Raw genomic sequence first — 18,462 nt, forward strand, 5'->3', positions numbered from 1 at the left:
ATTAAAGCTGATAAAATGCTTCCAACTAAGCGAGACATTAAGATTGAATTGATTCATTGTAAACTCATCCTAGGTAAAAGCCCTCATTCCAGGTACAGAATGCACTTCGTCTGCCTCATCTTCAATAATTGATTCGTCATGCATCAAGTGCGTAATTCGCACCTCGTTATGTTCTGCTGCTGATACTCGTTCAGAAGGACTTATTATTTTTCGTTGATTGAGCCTTTCCTGCAATAACTGTTTAGCAAGATAATCATGTGCAAATCTCAAATACCCGGCTAACAGGCTAAATCGCCCCAACTCCCCAGATTTCAGACATTGGGTTATGTAGTTAAAATAAGTCTCTAGTTCCCAAGGTTTATCGGCCTCTAACCACAATATGATATCCTGAAGCAAAGTACATTTCTCATACTCTTCTGGACTCATTGCATTTTTGCAGGTTGTGAAAAACTGCAACGAACACCATGAAGGATTATTTTTAAATTCCATTTCATTGAGAGAATTCCATGCCTTTATTGCTACAGCATCATTAACAGAAAGCCGATCTAATATGGCTTGAATGCGATGAGGATTAACTAACACGTCCTTAAATTGTCCGACCGTATTACCCCAAAATTTTATATTCAGAGTATAAAGTTGATTGAGCAGTCTGTTTTCAAGAATCAAGTGAGTACGAACTGTACGCAAAATTCCTGAAAAAATGCAGGTAATATCAAGATCTGGAGCACATAATTCGAGATCAATATAATTTAATTGCTCAATAATGCTCCAACCAGGATTACTCTCAAGAGTCTTTATCACCCGTGTTGCCAACTCAATTTCATGGTCATTGAGCTTTTCGCGAACGGTGGACTCCCTGCATACATAGTTAAAGAAATCCAACAGGGAAACAGAGGAAGCTCTATTCCATAGTTCTGTCCCAATCACATTGCCTTGTATCATCAGCCGTACTATTTTTCTAGAAATATCGTCTGTTGGATTTCTGGCAATAATATGTGGCCATGATGCTTCATTAAGTTCATTAAGCTGGGATGCAAACAAAGCATGCTGATTTATGAAAGCATGCTGATTTATGGTCGTATTAATCTGTTGACGTTGAAATGAAATATGAAAATTGGGTTCTGGTTGATTTGTGGAAATATTTTGTAATTCTTTTTGTAATCGCTCAGTACTCCAATTCAGTTCATTTGCCAATTTTAACAGGATTTTTTTGCCAGTCTCTGTTGTGTTTAAGTATTGAATATCACGGAAATCTGCCGATTTTTTCTGAAAAATATCCAGTAATGCTGCACTTGTTTCATTAGTCAGTCTCTCTTGAACCTCTTGAAATGAAAGTAAATAACACTGTAAACCACCCGCAAATATCTGAATCAATTCAGGATCTTTTTCAAACAAAAAATTGAGCGCAGTATGTCTCGATTCACTATAAGGCGAGCAAAGTTGGCTTAAAAGTGAGGTATGCGCTTGCTCTCCAACTTGACACAATTGATCGATGGTCATTAATTCGGTTAACTCCGGATAATTGATCAATAACATAATCAGTTTTTGAGTATCGAGGGTTCCATTGGATAACTCCATGGATAAATGCAATCCGGGATTAGAGCTGTTTCTTACTCCTTTCATGTACTCATCCATTGAGGTTTCCTGAATGAAACGTCCATTCACCGGAGGTTTTGATCTATTCTGCTGCTGCGAAGGTAAAGACTTCTTAATTTCAGTTTTTTGATTATCCTGTTGATTGCGTTTATCTGTACCTTGAGCAACTAATGAAACAGGTTTCGAAGTCTTTGGATTAGTTGAAGTACCTGGGGTTATAATAGATTGATGTCTACCTCTTCTCTTTTTCTTAAGTGCAGGGATCTCTTTAGGAATTATTCTTTCAGAAAAGATACCCAATGTACTCACTGAGGCTACAGTACTGGAATCAGTAGAATTAAATGAACTCGACGCAACTTGTTGTTGTGTATTTAGAGTACTGTTGTTGTTCACAACGGATTTTGGGTTTGAGGTAGAATAAGGATTCGTAATTTCGTTTAGAAATTCTTTGAATTCAATCGGTGCTTTCTTTAAATGCTGAATATAAATTTTCTTAGCAAGAGGTATTTCATTTTTTCGGATGAGTTTTTTGACCAAATCCATCCATTTTTCTTCGGAGTAACTCTGTTTGTTCAGCTCAATTTTAAAATCTTCATTAGATTGCTCAGCAGATTTCATGGCATTGATTACATGACTGAATTTATGTTGTGGGGGTTGAATTACTATAATTTGCTGTTGTGCCCGTGTTGCCGCGGTAAAAAAGCGATTTAATGGAGGGCCAAACTTGGGATTACCTACTCCCTCAGCAGGACGATTAGCAGTAGAACTACTTCCTACATAAGAGAGTTCTGGAGTTCCAAGCAATTTATTTGCTTCTTCCAAAGCTTTATCTTCAGCCATTCTATAAAGAACAACAACGGGAAATTGTAAGCCTTTAACTTGATCAACGGTATAGACTAAATCAGTCTTGAAGAATTTTTTAGCTTCGTCTATAAACTCGGGCAAAGTGATAATGATTAAATCACTGCTTTGAGTTGCCTCCTGCAAAGCACTATGTACAGCTGCAGGTACTTTATCAAACCAATGAACGGATCCTAAAGTACTGTTTTGCTCCACGGTCATGGGTAGTTGGACGTATTCAAGATTATCGGCGCGGCCACCGATCAATTTCATACGCAAATCCAATACTCTATCAACTAAAGGTTGCGCGTTGGGAAACACTCTGTAGGAACAAGGAAGTTCGATGTGTTGCGCTTTAATACCCATTTTTTTACCTAAACGGAACAAATGCTCATGGATAAAGGGACCTGAGGATTGACTGTCTTCCAAGCTTTGATGAGAATCCCGACAAAAATATATTTGCAGTGTTGGACTGGTCAGTGCGGTTATATCCTGAATTTGCGCTTTTGAAAAATCCTGCCCTTCATCGACAACAACCATATCGAATACATCATCTGATTTCAGACGATAAAAGGAGAGATCAAGGCTATTGGTAAGTCGCAAGTATGTGACATAGTCTTGATACGCTTGATAAAGCCAGGAGCGATGTTCTTTTTTAAATAAGGATTGATGTTTCTCACCCAATTCCTCATATTTTACCTTTGTATATTCTTTATTAGTACCAAATTTGGTATCAACATACTCTGAATAAGCTGCTGTTGTTCTGAACTCCTGATATACATTCCCTGCATCCAGCAATTCTTGAGGCAGATGTTGTATCCTCTTTTGGGGTCTCTTTTTTTTTGAATTTTTTAGCTCTGATTTTTGAGTTTTTAACAGCTGTTCTTTTCTATCGCAATAATCTGCAAACCATTTGGCAAAGTGCTTTTGTCCAACAATTTTTTTATCCTTCGTGGCGGGATCGGTTTCATGTACTAATTGCAGATAGGACTTAAAAACTACCCGGCCAGAAGGACTGTCCAAAGAAACGGGCAAGCTTTTATATAACTCCTCCATATGAGAAACCAAAGCAGGAGATGATGTTAAATAAAGTATTTTATTTAATTCTGGTCTTGAATTGGCTATTAATGAAAGTGCGGCACATGATTTCCCTGATCCAGGAGGACCTTCAATCACTGCAGGCCCTCTTGCAAATTTAGCTTCCTTTTGAGAACTGTTTAAAACGATAAATTCCTGATCATAATATTCAACCGGGGTATACAGTCGTTTTTCTTTCTCATCTATGTCCATCGGAACGGGAAAATCATCAATGTCCATAAACTCTTCATCAAAATCAACTATTTCCATGAGCTCATTATTATTCTTTTCAAAAAACTGATTTAAAGTCGCTGGATTATTTAAAAATTTTGAATTTTTATAATCATGATTGGGAAGTTCTTCTAAAAATATAAGGCATTTCTTTTGGTTAATGACGCGAGATGTAAACAATAATCGGCCACTATAGCTGGTACTAAGGCTAAACACTCTATGACTACGCATTTTTTTCAGAGATAAACCAGCCCCCTGGAGTTCTCCATTTTTTAATTGGTTAATAACTTCTACGTATTTATCTGCTATGGTTTCATCCATGATTAAACCATCCCAATAAAAAATTTCAGTAGACATCAGTGTGATTCTCAAAAATTAAGCAATGCGGTAAAATAAAGCATGAAGATTAAGTCAAACTTAATTTCATTCTCTTATTTTCAATAATGAATATATGAATTCTTAATCAATCGATTAGGTCGTGTTTGCTCATATTTATCAATTGAATGAGTAATTAAATTGGAGCAGCCTTAATTGAACCATCGCCTGGAGGCCGCGGACAAGCCCTGATATATGGTCACAAAATGTGATCGTAACCAATTGATTTATAATTAAAAATCGACGTACCGCGCTTTATGCGCGGTATCCAGGCTTTGCTCCTAAGGAAAAAAGTATTTGCATTGCACTACCATCACTATGGATACCGCGCATAAAGCGCGGTACGTAGGCACTTATAAGATGCTTCAATTTTGTGAGGTTCTCCCAGGGACAAGCCGCGGCATGTAGGGCTCGGGGATAAATTGTATACATTCTCTAGTAAAGCTGCTGGTTCATTTTTTTTGAGGTGATTAAGCAGCCACATATACTGAACCAGAATAAGAACAAGATGAATTTTTTGAATAAATTGAGGATTGCAGGGCGTATTGACAATTTAACAGCCTCAGTGCATAAAATCACACTGAGGCTTTTAGAACATTATTCCTTGATCAATCGTCTGACAACTTCCTGATCTGAAAAAGCCAGTTTTTCAGATCCAATTTGTTGATAGGCTTCATGACCTTTGCCAGCAATCAGAATAATATCGTCCTTGTCCGCACCCTTTAGAGCATGCGCAATGGCTTCTTCACGATTAATTAATTTGGTCACTGGGGTAGACGAAGGAATTCCCTGAGCAATCTCATCAACGATTAACGAAGGATCTTCACTTCTTGGATTATCACTGGTAATTACAATTTTATCCGCATAACGACTGGCTGCTTTCCCCATCACTGGACGTTTTGTTTTATCTCTATCACCGCCACAACCAAAAATGACCCACAATTGACCTTTTTTTAGTTGATTTAATGTCGTTAATACATTTTCCAAAGCATCAGGAGTATGGGCATAATCCACCAGAACGTATGGTGAATTCGCCACTATTTCCATGCGTCCTGGTGCCGCTTTTAACCGAGACATAACCTGAATAACTTTGTCCGCTGAGTACCCGCTAACCATTAAACTGCTAAACACCGCCAAACTGTTGTAGATATTAAACTGCCCAAGGGCTTTAATGGTTAATTGATGTATTCCCCAGGGAGAATGGACTTCAATTTCTGTTCCGTTAAGATCACTATGCCATTTCACTGCTTTTACATCACAGGAAGGCCCCATACCGTAGGTAATTTTTTTGACATGCGGCTTGATGGAACGGCTGATTAAATGCTGATACTCGTCATCTTGATTAATGATTGCCCATTGCAATTCCTCTCTGGCAAACAACATGGCCTTTGCCTCACCATAAGCTTGCATGGTGTGGTGATAATCCAAATGATCCAGAGTCAAATTAGTAAACAGTGCTTGATTAAAATCAATACTGTCAACACGATGTTGACTTAAAGCATGTGATGATACTTCCATGCAGACTTGTTTTACGCCCTGTTTTTGATACTGAGATAGTAATTTTTGTAAACACAAAGCATCTGGTGTTGTATTGTCCAAAGGTTTGAGCTGTTGTACATCCCCTTGGCCTATAGTACCTATATAAGCAGATTTTTGTCCGAGCAAATCATGTGCTTGCGCCAGTTGATAAGCTATTGTCGTTTTACCATTGGTGCCAGTAACGCCAGAAACGGTTAATGATTTACCGGGTTCCTGATAGAATCTTTTGGCAATTTGCGCTAATTCCTCTGCTAAATGCGGTACAGGTACACATGGCACAGAGACCGGCAATTTACAGGAAACCGGTAGATTATCCGGATCATAGACAACTGCAACAGCACCTGATTGAACTGCTTTCTCAATATACAAGCGACCATCGGATGCCGCGCCAGGGTATGCAATAAACAAATCCCCCTGTTGAATCAATCGACTGTCATTCTTAATATCGTTCAGATCACAATGGGTTACTTCCTGATTCAACCAGGGTTTTAATAATTGAGTAAGTTCCATGAGCCTATGCCTCATTATGATAAATAGTCTAATTTAGAATAACCTGAGTCAAAGCAAAGCTTTTACCTATGATCCCGAACTATCATCTCAGGCTGCCCAAACATCATTTCGAGTGAAAATACACAGTATGTTACCCAACCGGATCATCAGTAGGTACATTAAATAAACGCAATGCTCCGGACATCACTTTAGCAAACAAAGGAGCAGCAACTGCAGCGGCGTAGTACCCTTTTCGTGTAGGCTCATGAATTATAACCACCACTACAAATTTAGGCTTGGATACAGGAGCTATACCCATAAAACTGGCGGTATATTTTCTGTCTTTATATCCATTTTTTCCGGCAATCCGCGCCGTTCCTGTTTTTCCTGCCACTCTGTAACCAGGTACTCGAGCATCCTTACCTGTCCCACCTTTACCGAGCACAGCCTCCATCATTAATAACACCTGTTCAGCTGTCTTAGGTTGTATCACCTGTATTCCGGGTGTTGGTGTATCATTATGAATTAAGGTAACCGGGATTAATTGTCCTTTGTTAGCAAATATTAAACTCGCTTTAGCCAGCTGCAGCGCAGTAACAGAGAGGCCATATCCAAAACCTAATGTTGCCAAAACGAAGGGGTTCGCGTCTTTAGCTTTTACGATTCCGCCCTCACTTTCACCTGGATAGGCACTTTCAGTTCTTTGCCCAAATCCACTTCGCTGTAATAATCCAATAAGCTGCTCAGGAGGACTCGCTAATACCATTTTGGTTACGCCCACATTACTGGAGTGCTGCAATACACCGGTCACATCCAATACACCATAATTATGAATGTCACGAACCGTACGGCCATGCACAATCATCCAGCTTGGATTGGTATCGATAATAGTATCAGGAGTAAAAAGCCCAGTTTCCAGAGCACTGGCAATACTGAAGGGTTTAATTACAGAGCCTGGCTCAAAAGTATCCGTTAACGCTCTGTTTCTGTAGGTGTCTTTATCATAGCGACCTCGAGAGTTAGGATTATAGGATGGGACGTTGGCCATAGCGAGAATCTCACCATTTTCAGTATCAAGTACGACTACAGATCCGGATTTGGCTGCAAATTCCTCAACAGTTTTACTCAATTCACTGTATGCCAGATATTGCAATCGTCTATCAATACTCAAGGACAACTCATGTCCTGGGCGTGGTTCTTTTATCACTCCCAACTCTTCGATAACTCGACCCAGACGATCTTTGATCACTCTTTTCTTACCCACTACTCCCATTAACCAATCCTGATAAGCCAGCTCTATTCCTTCCAGGCCCTGATCATCAACATTAGTAAACCCTATTAACTGAGACATACTATCGGAATCAGGATAAAAACGCTTAAATTCCTTCTGGAAATTTACACCAGGAATTTTTAATGCTTCAATTTTTTTTGAAAGAGTCGGGGGTAATTGTCTTTGTAAATAAAGGAACTCTCGATTTTCTGCATCAACTACTTTTCTACTTAAGGCTTGAGGAGTAAGGTTCAGGTATTTTGCCAACTGCATGAACTGTTCTTTGTCAGGGGAAAATTCTTTAGGGTTAACCCATACGGATTCAACAGGCGTACTTACAGCAAGAGGGGTACCGTTTCTGTCAGTAATCATTCCCCGGTATGCTGGAATATCAATTACTCGTAAACTTCGAGCATTACCCTGTCCTTGTAAAAATTGCCTATGTAAAACGGTCAGATCGACCATTCGCCAAATCAGAATAAGCAATAGTATGGAAAAAAAAACAGCAACAGTAATCAGTCGGGCTAAATGATGTGTTTTTTTCATAAATGACTACTCAAAAATAGTGTTTTGAAGCACAAATACATCCATTTTGCACTCATTGTTATTGAGTAGGGAGTGTACATGAAGCCTTAAAATTTTTCGAGGTGATTTTTCTCTTAATCTGAAGCTCATGTACTTACTCTGCTCTTCTTCACAGTGAAGAACGGTTTTCATTGCGCATGTAAAAAATAAGTATTTTTAGAATTAGGCAAAGTCATGCCCAATTTTTCCCGTGCCAACTCTTCTACTCGAGCAGGAGTAGCCAAGCTGGCTTGCTCTAACAACAACTGCCCCCATTGCAATTGGAAAAAATGCGTTTGTTGTTCTTCCTGTTCTACCTGACTTAGTGTTGACCTATAGGAGTTTGTACTATAAATCACTGCAAAGGCACTCACTAATACGGCAGCTAACAATACTATCAACATATATATTGACTTAGACATGTGCATATCTGCCAAATGACCATTGAATAAATTACCCTGATTTATTACTTTCGCTGCAGCATTCATGCTAGTTTCTCCCCTATCCTAAGCACCGCACTTCTGGATCTGACATTGTCTTTAATTTCATTTTCTTGTGGCATTATCGCTTTACCTACTCGTTTAAACCCTGTTTTAAGCTGTTCATATTTGACAGGTACTTCAGGCGGTGGCCTATGTCCTTGTTCTTTATCTCGCATAAATTGTTTTACAATCCGGTCTTCAAGGGAGTGAAAACTAATGACAGCTAATCGACCGCCAGGTGCTAAAACATCCAGACATTGAGCCAAACAACTGCTTAGGTCAGTCAACTCCTGATTCACATGTATACGTATGGCTTGAAATACTCGAGTTGCAGGATGTTTATGCTTTTCCCATTTTGGATTAGCCTCTTTTACTATCTCTGCTAATTGCAAGGTTGTCGTAATGGGTTGAGTTTTTCTCGCCTCAAGAATAGCCTTGGCAATTCTTCCCGCAAATCGTTCTTCACCATATGTTCTGAATATTGAAGCCATCTCATCCACTTCAGCTTCGTTAATAAATTTAGCTGCACTTATGGCTTGCGTGATGTCCATACGCATATCCAAAGGACCCTGTTGCATAAAACTGAATCCTCTCTCGGGATTATCGAGTTGTGGAGAGGACACCCCAAGGTCAAGCAAAATTCCATCTACTGCGCCAAGTACACCAGCTTCTGCTGCAAAATCCTTTATTTTGGCGAAAGAGCCATGGAATATCTGGAAGCGTTTATCCAGTCCAAAATGATCTTTCGCATGTTGAATTGCATCTGGATCTTTATCTATGGCAAACAAACGCCCACTATCATTTAAATGATTCAAAATTTCCTGACTGTGCCCCCCACGACCAAAGGTTCCATCAAAATAAGTACCCCCTGGTTTGATAGCCAAGCCTTGAATTGATTCGTGTAGCAATACTGATTGATGCGTCGCCATTTAAGTTTCCACTACAAAGAAAACGTTTTCATTTCATCAGGTAATCCATCCGTTCCGGAGGCTTCATCAGCCAACCATTGTTCACGTTTGGATTCCCAAAGTTCTTTATTCCATACTTCAAATTTATTACCCTGACCTATCATCACGACGTCTTTTTCTAACTTTGCATAATTTCTCAAAATCGTCGGCAAAAGAACGCGTCCATTAGCATCAACTTCAACATCAGAAGCATGCCCAATTAACAAACGCTGTATCCGTCGAGCAGCTGCATTAAAACTTGGCAATTTTTGCAAATTATCTTGAATTATCTGCCATTGAGCCGCAGTGTAAAGAAGCAAACAGGTTTCTTCAGTATCAATAGTCACCACCAGAGGAATTTTTTCCTCTGCACCCAAAGCACTTCGATAACGAGTTGGGATGGCCAACCGTCCTTTAGTGTCAATGGTGATGCTATTTATTCCACGAAACATGATTTAGTCCCAGGTGGTGGAATACAACTCCTCCACAATTTTCCACTTTTTTATTATTTTACCCCACTTTTATACACTATAGAAACACATTTCTTCACCAGTCAAGCTGAAAACCCACTTTTTTGTTAATTTTTCTGATTTTGTAATAGACAAAAGCCGAAGATGATTAAAAACCAATCTGATCAGCGATAATGCGAGCACAACCTAAAATTAACCTTACAGTGAATCAAACATTGGATAAGAACAGGACTATCAACCAACGCTCTAATTCCCCCTCCTCCGATCAGCAGCTAATGGGATCACATAAAGGCAATTAAACCAGCCTCATATTGTGTTAAAAACAGCTTTTCAAATTAGACTGTGTATTCTGGAGGACTTGATACCTGCTTCCGGTTGCCATTTAGAAAGCGATTCCGGAGTATTTGATCACTTGAACGACTCACACAGAGGATTATCTTTAAAAACTATTCAGCCTATAATGATTTTGGGGGTTCGCATGAATTCCCCATTGAGTTCTATTCTGACTAAGTTATGAATGAACCTATCGAGAACGGCATCTAAACGTGTTGCGTCCCCAATAATTCAGAACAGCACCATCGACTAAACTTTTGCACAAGGCTATATTTTATCTTAGGAAGATCGTGCCTTATCCTTGATCTTATAGGAAAAATATTATACAATAAATGCGATAAATTTACACTCAGTAATGCTAATTTTTAGCCATATAAATTAATTGATATAGGCTTTTTAGCATAGAGAATTAACTTTTAGGATTAATAATGAAATCAAAAACTAAAACATCATCAGCAAATGGAACAGGAAAGGCAATTGATTCTCGCCCCGAATTAGAAGCCCAAGATGAGTTAACTATTCAACTTTACATTAAAACATTAGAAGGGATAACAATCCCTATTAAATGCAAACCTAATACGGATACTATCGCAGATCTCAAAAGAGAAATTTTTCTCAAGGAAGGAATTCCTATACAAGATCAAATCTTAATCTATTCAGCAAAAACACTTGAAGATAATCAATTGATTAAAAACTATGGCATCAATGGCAGTATTCATTTGGTGCAAAAATTGAAACAACATCAGCAGACGGAAACTCCTAAACAAGATGAGTTAACTCTTCAGGTTTTCGTTCAAACTTTAGAAGGGATAACAATTCCTATTCTTTACAAACCTTATACGGATACTATCGCAGATCTCAAAAGCGAAATTTTTCGCAAGAAAGGAATTCCTATAGAAGAACAAATGTTAATATCTGCAAATAAAGTACTTATCGATAGTGAATTGATTATAGACTATGGCGTCAATGAAGAGATTCATTTGGTGCAAAAATTGAAACAACATCAGCAGACGGAAACTCCTACACAAGAAGTTATTCAGGAAGCTGAAAAAAACATAGCAACTCTTCGTGGCTTAATTGCTCAATGGAAATCAAAGACAGAAGACCTGACAATTAGAAATGAACCAGAAGCTTATAAAGCAGCAAATGCTGTTTATACCGCATTAAATGACAGGTCAGAAGCTTATTTTGCCAAACCTACAAAGGAAAATTTTATTGCCCTTAAAACTGCATTTGAAAACTCACTGGATGAGAATAAGAATAATAACCGTAAGACCCTTGAAACTCACCGCGGTGTTAAGGAGCTTTTAGGTAATATTGTCCTTGCAATTATAGGAGTGGGAGTGCTTTATTTGATTGCTGCTGTTGCTAATAAAGCAATAAACGGACGATTTACCTTCTTTAAAACTGAATCAGAGGAACTTATTGAAAAAACTGAAAAGGGACTAAAAAATCAAAACGGACCCTCTGCATAGAGTAGTGTTTAAATTAGTATTCTCCCGCGGCTTGCCGCGGTTCCATATAAAAAGAGAGGACAGGTTTGCTCTCAATGTAAGATGGTGCGTCGTTGTTGGGCCTCCATCACAATAGAGGTAACGACCACGACCTGGCAAGATTTCAATTATCGATTATACATTCATCAAAGCCGCCAATCGTATCCCCTGAAGCACCAGATCGGGCACCAGATGATCATACAAATCCTGTTTATCAAATAAAGAAGCAAACCCGCCGGTAGCTAATACTAGAGCTTTGTTTCCAGCAAAAGATTCCTGATTGATTCGGTGAATTAATTCCCTACAGGCTCCCAGTACGCCGTAATAAACCCCAGACTGTATACTTTCTATAGTAGAACGCCCTACGACACTTTCCGTTTTAATGATTTCAACGGAGGGTAATTTAGCAGTATTTTTTGATAAAGCATCAACAGATAACCGAACCCCGGGCAATATTGCTCCCCCCAGATAAGCTTTTTGAGCGGTTATCACACAAAAAGTAGTCGCTGTGCCAAAATCGATCACGATAATATTTTGATTTGGATAAATATGGGTTGCTGAAATAGCATTGGCAATCCGGTCTGCCCCAACCTCAATTGGATTCCGGTACTTGATATTCAAACCAGTTTTAACCCCTGCCTGTAAGAAAAATGGATCAGAAGAGAAATATTTGACACAAGCAGATCGCAACGAATAATCTAATTGAGGAACAACAGAACAAATACCAATTTGTTTAATTCCATCCGGAGAACAGTTATTTTCACGTAAAACACTTTTTAAAAATATGCCCAACTCATCAGAAGTACTCACTTTGGAGGTGTGACGAAAACGAAGTTTTATCTCATCCCCATCAAAAACTCCACCATATATATGAGAATTCCCAACATCTATACATAAAATCATTATCTAGTTCTACTCTGAATAAAAAAAACACGATAGTATGATGTGGTTCTATTATTATCAAGTCTTAATACATCTCTATAAGTAATCAAAGTAACAAAAAAATCTGGCACCAGAAGAAAATCATTTCTTGTTCAGACTCTGGGTGAAAAGTCGGATTTGATGTTAAAATTTACAAAAAAAAAGCCCTGTAAATTACAGGGCAGTAGTGGAGAAGCGTTTTCTATTAAATCTATTATTAGTATGGCTTAACTATTACAGAAGTTCCAACATCTATAAAATTCTGATTCAACCATTTTGCAGCGCTGGGTAACACCCGGATGCATCCATGACTGGCGTTATAATTAGGCACTTCATACGCAGCATGTATCGAATATCCACCACTAAAGTGCATGCAATACGGCATTTTCGCACCACCACCTGTTTCTATAGGATAGATGCTCGATTTACAATCTTCCCCTTTTTTCGAATAGACTTTAAAGTTACCGGTCACTGTTCGGCAAGGTCTTCCGACGTCTTCGCAGAAATCTTTTCCTCCAGAAGCACTACCTGTTTTCACCCTATTACCCTGAGCATCATATGCTGCCCACGCAGTAGCTTTAGGATCAAACACAAATACTTTTTTCCCGGTAGGTTCCCTTTTCTCCGGAAAATAATTAGCGCCCTTATGATCTGATTCCATACTCATAGTGTAATGAGTATACCCTGCATCATCGACAACAGCGGTTGATCTATCCATGGATGCACAAGAGGCCGCCAAAGCACAAACAGGAACTAACAGTAGTTGTTTTTTCACTTTATATCTCCCTCTTTTTTTTTACTGTATCGGGAGATTTCAAAATAGGTTTAGCTTTTTTTATAAAAAATTTTAACTATTTGTATTTTTTGTGGTCTCGAAGCTCACTTAATAGGCTTTTTTGTGCTTCTTTTGGTACCATACTGATCAATGCCAGAGCCAACTGTCTATCTGTGCACTCAAAACATCCACCTCGAGGAGGCATTGCATTAAATCCCTCATCGGTGTGTAAAAAAAGAACATCAAATCCTTGTTTCAATCGTAACTTCCAATCCCCTTCGACACCAATTCTTGGCGCGCCAAGGGAAATCAATGGTTTTTGAGCATGACAATTGACACAATAATGATTGTAAATCTGTTCACCTTCATCTTTTGCGCCGTCAATTGATTTTAAAAAATCTTGTGGATGATGACTCTCAGAATAAGCCGTCCCAAGAGACATGAATAAAATCAGCAGGTAGACAGTGAAATAGTCTCTCATGTTATACTCCTGAAAATTGGCGTAATTATTGCTAGGGATACAATGCTCATAGTAAATGAGTAAATAAATAGAAAAAGGATTCGTGTTGTGAAAAAGAGCATATTAGGTGTTTTAACATTTTTTGCAAGCTTCTGTTTATATGCAGATCCGAGTCAATCGCTCGATTTAATAAAAAATAAAATTGAATCACATGTTTTAAATGAACTAACAACCTATACGGAAGGAAAAATTCAAGTTCAGGCTGATCAATTGGATCCTCGCTTAAATCTCAGGGCATGTGCTGAAGATAAACTTGAAATTTTTAACCCCTATCAAACGCCCTTGCTTAATACCAATACTATGGGCATTAAATGTTTGGAAGAAGAAAATCATTGGACTCTATACGTCCCTGTCAAAATAAGTGTTTTGAAAACCATACTAGTCGCAAAACGAGCATTAATGAAAGGAAGTCGTATTACGAGCAATGATATTTATCCATTAGAAATGGATGCACAAAAGTTAAAACAGGGATATTTTACTGATAATAGTGAATTAATCGGGCTGATCTGCAAACACGATATTTCCCCTGATAGTCCTCTAAACCCTTTTAATATTGAATTAGCAAAACTGGTTCATAGAGGCGATCAAGTGACCATAGTAGCTACTAATGACTATTTAACAGTGAGTATGGATGGAATTGCATTGGGTGAAGGAGTACTCGGTGATTCAGTTAAAGTAAAAAATCTATCCTCAAAACGAATTATAGACGCACAGGTTACGGGAGATAAAAAGGTAAAAGTAGTAATGTAGTGTAGAAACGGCTATTTAAATGCATCTGTTTCGTAAAACAGAAAGACCTCATCCCGAATGTAGTGAGCGATCTCCTGAAACCAGCATGGTACCAGCAATGGGAGATCCTTCACTGCGCTCAGGATGACGAAATGACTGAAATTATTGAATTAGTTAGATTTAAATGACTTAAGTGATTAAAAAGATTAAAAATTAACCGAAAATTACTAAAGAAATTGTAAAAGGAGCCGATAACTATGTTAAACGTGATTGAGGATATCTGTATGGTTAACCATATCAATGATTCGGCCAATATGAAACCTATTGAGTCTGATAGTCGTCTGAAAGCCAAGTCTCAAGAGGCACAACATTTTGCACCCGATAATAATGCGGTGTCTATTGATAACGTCAATCTGAGTGATACTTCCAGACAATTAGAAGCACTAAAAGCTTCTCTCCAGGATGTACCTGAAATTAATGAGGCTCGTGTTTTATATTTTAAAGCGGAGATCAATTCTGGAAGCTATCAAATAAACAGCAACAACATTGCAAAAAACATGTTTAACACAGTAGAAATGGCTTAAATATTAGGATGATTTAATGAATAATAATAACAATGCAGCACAATTGATCGGCCATTTAGAACAGGAAATTAACTGGATAGAAAATTTGAATTTACTGTTGTCCGAAGAAAAAAATGTTCTTAGTTCCAGACAATTTGACCGATTGGAAGAACTGGCAGAGAAAAAACAAGATCTTTCTGCCAAACTGGAAGAAAGTGCCAAACAGCGCATCAATCTAATCAATAGCACTCATCCTGAAACTACACCCAGTTTATCTTTGCAAGGGTTTCTAAAAAACTGTTCGGTGAATGATGCAAATGAAATAAATAGATTAAACACAAAACTTATAGAACAGTTAAGTATCTGTCGTGATTTAAATACGATAAATGGCCAAGTAATCGCTAATAATATTCATACGCGTCAACAAATTGTCAATGCCTTATCAGGAAATAAAGTAGATGCCATGAGTGTTTATACTTCTAACGGTGATTTAACCTCATCAAGCAGCACAAATCATCATCAAGAAGCATAATATTCTATAAATAACTCGCCGAAGTGGATGGACGTAGAATTTACAATTTGAGTACAGGTTGCACGATCTCTTGAATAAAAAAAGCGGAGTGTACATAAGGTACATGAGCATTTTTTTGCTCAATGGATCGTGCAAGATGCGCCAAAGCACACCATAAACTGAACGGCTGGATTTGAGTGCAGGTTGCACGATCTCTTGAATAAAAAAAGCGGAGTGTACATAAGGTACATGACCATTTTTTCCTCAATTGAGGATGCATGATGAACCAAAGAACTATAGAAAGAAACTGAACGGCTGGATTTGAGTGCAGGTTGCACGATCTCTTGAATAAAAAAAGCGGAGTGTACATAAGGTACATGACCATTTTTTCCTCAATTGAGGATGCATGGTGAACCAAAGAACTATAGAAAGAAACTGAACGGCTGGCTTTGAGTGCAGGTTGCACGATCTCTTGAATAAAAAAAGCGGAGTGTACATAAGGTACATGAGCATTTTTTTGTTCAAGAGATCGTGCAAGATGCGCCAAAGACAGCCGTTCAGCAGACAGCCTTCAGCGCATACGGAGGGCACCGTCAAGCCGAATAACTTCCCCATTAATCATCCCATTCTCAATAATATGCCCTACTAACGAAGCAAACTCTTCTGGTCGACCCAGTCGCTTGGGAAAAGTAACTGAGGCCGCCAGATTATCCTGCACTTCCTGAGGCATATTTAATAACATTGGGGTTGCTATTAAACCGGGAGCTATTGTATTGACTCTAATTGCAAACTGCGCTAATTCTCGGGCTGCTGGTAAGGTCATTGCTACTACCCCACCCTTTGATGCACTATATGCTGCCTGACCTATCTGGCCTTCAAACGCTGCTATGGAAGCGGTATTGATTATTACACCTCGTTCCTGAGATTTATTATCGATATCGAGACCGGTCATGGCATGTGCGGCTACTCTCATTACATTAAATGTACCAATGAGATTCACATCGATTACCTGTTTAAAGGCAGCCAAGGGCATCGCCCCTTCTTTACCCACTATTCGTTTAGCGGGAGCAATTCCTGCACAATTAATACAAACTCTGGGAATACCTAGCTGAGCAATAGTTTCTTTCATTGCCTGTTCTACTGATTCATCACTGGTTACATCACAACTGACATATAAATTGGCAGAAGTATCACTTTCCTCCTGTTTGTCCCAGATTACCACCTTCATACCATGTTTTTGTAAATACTCGGCACATGCTTTTCCCATTCCTGAGGCACCGCCTGTTACTAATGCAATTTGATTATCAAAATTCACTATTATGCTCCATCTTAGTTGCCTACTGTAAAAACTCTTTACTTAACGCTTTAAACTCTGGGCTACCTGCCACCCTTATCCATTCAAAAAATACCATTTCGGAAGTGACCAAATGGATGCCTGCTTGTTTCATCCGTTTTAATGCATATTTCATATCAAATTCTTTACGACTGCTTACTGCATCAACTACAACATAGACTTCATAGCCTGCGTCTTTCATTTCCATAGCAGTCTGTAACACACAAACGTGAGCTTCAATGCCAATCAGAATTAATTGTGTTTTCTTATATGAACTTAACCTTTGAACATAATCTGGTTGCTGCATGCAAGAAAAGTGTACCTTCTCAATGCAATCATCTGCATCTATATAGCGATTGAGCGGTTCTATAGTTGACCCCAGACCTTTGGGGTATTGCTCACTGAACAGAATAGGTACATCGAGTTTTTTTGCCAGTTTTAATAGCCATTCACAGCGTTCCACCAAGGCTTCATTATTTGAAATAGAGGGTAGCAGTTTTTGTTGTACATCGACCAGCACCAAGAGGGAATCATTTTTGTTAAGTAACATCCTTTTATCCTTAGAATTAGTAAAAAGGTTATTAGAAATGAAACATCATCTTATCCTAAGTAATGCAAACGAATCTACTGCGATTCTGCTTTGTCATTTGAATAGTGTTACCTAGTACCATTTTTTAGAGTTAACCGGTTTATTCAAGTCTTGAACCTCAGTGAGCAGAATTTTAAACAGCATTCCGCTTGCTAACGAGGCTTTGGAATAAATCAATTTTAGTAAAATAGTAACTAATCGCTTCTTATTTTAAAAAAAATGAACCATTTCCCCTCTCTCCCACGCGCAGCGTGGGGGAGAGGGATCAAGGGTGAGGGGGGTTTAAATTTGTCGCGTTAGCGACTCCATCCTATTAGCCAAGGCAACAGTTATAAGTCATGATATGTAAGGAAAACTCAATTGTTACACCATGTATTACCTGGCATTTAAAGCGATGCAGATTTTGACGCAATTTAATATGACTTAATACGGGTTCAGCCATAGCCTCTGGATCTGTTGGATATATTGAATCTGTTCCAATGGTTTTGCGTTGTTCCTTCTTTCTCTTAATGCGTTCTTGTAAGATCTTTGAGATCTTGTTCTAATTTCACTACTGAGATGTAAATTCCTCATGCTGTTCCTCAATAGTTTCCTGTCTCGAATATCCAGTTTAAATGTACCAGCCAGATGAAAAGAATTTCATTATCTTTTAAGGAGTCGCTTACGCGACAAATTTAACCCCCTCACCCTTAATCCCTCTCCCCCACGCTGCGCGCGGTGGAGAGGGGAAGTCGTGGTCCGACCCGGACACATCGGTAACACAAATGACCGGACACATAGGTAACAGTTAACATTCATACAGACCAGAAAAAGGA

Annotated in this window: 16 protein-coding genes; 4 read left to right on the top strand and 12 right to left on the bottom strand. The window is 38.6% G+C overall.

The window, feature by feature from the left end; all coding sequences use genetic code 11:
* Nucleotides 1-69: 69 nt before the first annotated feature.
* The 6 genes from Lqua_RS09575 to mraZ all read right to left on the bottom strand — a co-directional run bounded on the left by Lqua_RS09575 (nucleotide 70) and on the right by mraZ (nucleotide 9,862).
* Nucleotides 70-4,101: a DEAD/DEAH box helicase family protein gene (locus Lqua_RS09575; protein ID WP_058474066.1), complete on the bottom strand. Its 4,032-nt coding sequence runs from the start codon at nucleotides 4,099-4,101 to the stop codon at nucleotides 70-72.
* A 615-nt stretch (nucleotides 4,102-4,716) separates the two neighbouring features.
* Entirely contained in the window at nucleotides 4,717-6,168 is a 1,452-nt protein-coding gene (locus Lqua_RS09580; protein WP_058474067.1) for a UDP-N-acetylmuramoyl-L-alanyl-D-glutamate--2,6-diaminopimelate ligase, read from the bottom strand.
* 130 nt (nucleotides 6,169-6,298) lie between these two features.
* A complete protein-coding gene (locus tag Lqua_RS09585) occupies nucleotides 6,299-7,963 on the bottom strand; it encodes a peptidoglycan D,D-transpeptidase FtsI family protein (RefSeq protein WP_058474068.1) in 1,665 nt (554 codons plus the stop codon).
* A gap of 167 nt (nucleotides 7,964-8,130) precedes the next feature.
* A complete protein-coding gene (gene ftsL, locus Lqua_RS09590) occupies nucleotides 8,131-8,469 on the bottom strand; it encodes a cell division protein FtsL (protein WP_058474069.1) in 339 nt (112 codons plus the stop codon).
* Nucleotides 8,466-9,392, bottom strand: a complete 927-nt coding sequence (gene rsmH / locus Lqua_RS09595; protein WP_058474070.1) for a 16S rRNA (cytosine(1402)-N(4))-methyltransferase RsmH — start codon at nucleotides 9,390-9,392, stop codon at nucleotides 8,466-8,468. The genes ftsL and rsmH overlap by 4 nt, the downstream gene beginning before the upstream one ends.
* Nucleotides 9,393-9,403: 11 nt before the next feature.
* Nucleotides 9,404-9,862, bottom strand: a complete 459-nt coding sequence (gene mraZ, locus Lqua_RS09600; RefSeq protein ID WP_058474071.1) for a division/cell wall cluster transcriptional repressor MraZ — start codon at nucleotides 9,860-9,862, stop codon at nucleotides 9,404-9,406.
* A gap of 779 nt (nucleotides 9,863-10,641) precedes the next feature.
* On the opposite strand from mraZ, the gene Lqua_RS09605 reads away from it, so the two are divergent.
* The gene (locus tag Lqua_RS09605; RefSeq protein WP_058474072.1) at nucleotides 10,642-11,688 is read left to right on the top strand and encodes a ubiquitin-like protein; all 1,047 of its coding nucleotides are present in this window, start codon (nucleotides 10,642-10,644) and stop codon (nucleotides 11,686-11,688) included.
* A 153-nt stretch (nucleotides 11,689-11,841) separates the two neighbouring features.
* Here Lqua_RS09605 and Lqua_RS09610 read toward each other — a convergent pair whose 3' ends face one another.
* The 3 genes from Lqua_RS09610 to Lqua_RS09620 all read right to left on the bottom strand — a co-directional run bounded on the left by Lqua_RS09610 (nucleotide 11,842) and on the right by Lqua_RS09620 (nucleotide 13,883).
* Nucleotides 11,842-12,609 (bottom strand): type III pantothenate kinase, encoded by a 768-nt coding sequence (locus Lqua_RS09610; protein ID WP_058474073.1) that lies wholly within the window; start codon nucleotides 12,607-12,609, stop codon nucleotides 11,842-11,844.
* A 235-nt stretch (nucleotides 12,610-12,844) separates the two neighbouring features.
* Complete coding sequence (locus Lqua_RS09615; protein ID WP_058474074.1) at nucleotides 12,845-13,402, bottom strand: L,D-transpeptidase; 558 nt, start codon at nucleotides 13,400-13,402, stop codon at nucleotides 12,845-12,847.
* A gap of 76 nt (nucleotides 13,403-13,478) precedes the next feature.
* The gene (locus Lqua_RS09620; RefSeq protein WP_058474075.1) at nucleotides 13,479-13,883 is read right to left on the bottom strand and encodes a c-type cytochrome; all 405 of its coding nucleotides are present in this window, start codon (nucleotides 13,881-13,883) and stop codon (nucleotides 13,479-13,481) included.
* An 87-nt stretch (nucleotides 13,884-13,970) separates the two neighbouring features.
* Here Lqua_RS09620 and flgA point away from each other — a divergent pair, with 87 nt between their 5' ends.
* From flgA to Lqua_RS09635, 3 genes are all read left to right on the top strand, one after another.
* Entirely contained in the window at nucleotides 13,971-14,672 is a 702-nt protein-coding gene (flgA, locus tag Lqua_RS09625; RefSeq protein WP_058474076.1) for a flagellar basal body P-ring formation chaperone FlgA, read from the top strand.
* Between the two features lie 236 nt (nucleotides 14,673-14,908).
* Complete coding sequence (gene flgM / locus Lqua_RS09630; protein ID WP_083501303.1) at nucleotides 14,909-15,235, top strand: flagellar biosynthesis anti-sigma factor FlgM; 327 nt, start codon at nucleotides 14,909-14,911, stop codon at nucleotides 15,233-15,235.
* Between the two features lie 16 nt (nucleotides 15,236-15,251).
* The gene (locus Lqua_RS09635) at nucleotides 15,252-15,746 is read left to right on the top strand and encodes a flagella synthesis protein FlgN (protein ID WP_058474077.1); all 495 of its coding nucleotides are present in this window, start codon (nucleotides 15,252-15,254) and stop codon (nucleotides 15,744-15,746) included.
* A 40-nt stretch (nucleotides 15,747-15,786) separates the two neighbouring features.
* Here the strand turns inward: Lqua_RS09635 and Lqua_RS18755 are convergent, their stop codons facing one another.
* The 3 genes from Lqua_RS18755 to Lqua_RS09650 are packed head-to-tail and all read right to left on the bottom strand — an operon-like array spanning nucleotide 15,787 to nucleotide 17,608.
* Nucleotides 15,787-16,272 (bottom strand): hypothetical protein, encoded by a 486-nt coding sequence (locus Lqua_RS18755; RefSeq protein WP_058474078.1) that lies wholly within the window; start codon nucleotides 16,270-16,272, stop codon nucleotides 15,787-15,789.
* A gap of 24 nt (nucleotides 16,273-16,296) precedes the next feature.
* On the bottom strand, nucleotides 16,297-17,040 hold the full coding sequence (locus Lqua_RS09645; protein WP_058474079.1) for an SDR family NAD(P)-dependent oxidoreductase: 744 nt from the start codon (nucleotides 17,038-17,040) through the stop codon (nucleotides 16,297-16,299).
* A gap of 22 nt (nucleotides 17,041-17,062) precedes the next feature.
* Nucleotides 17,063-17,608: a hydrolase gene (locus tag Lqua_RS09650; protein ID WP_058474080.1), complete on the bottom strand. Its 546-nt coding sequence runs from the start codon at nucleotides 17,606-17,608 to the stop codon at nucleotides 17,063-17,065.
* Nucleotides 17,609-18,462 lie beyond the last annotated feature (854 nt).

This window comes from Legionella quateirensis, assembly GCF_001467955.1.
Lineage (GTDB): Bacteria > Pseudomonadota > Gammaproteobacteria > Legionellales > Legionellaceae > Legionella > Legionella quateirensis.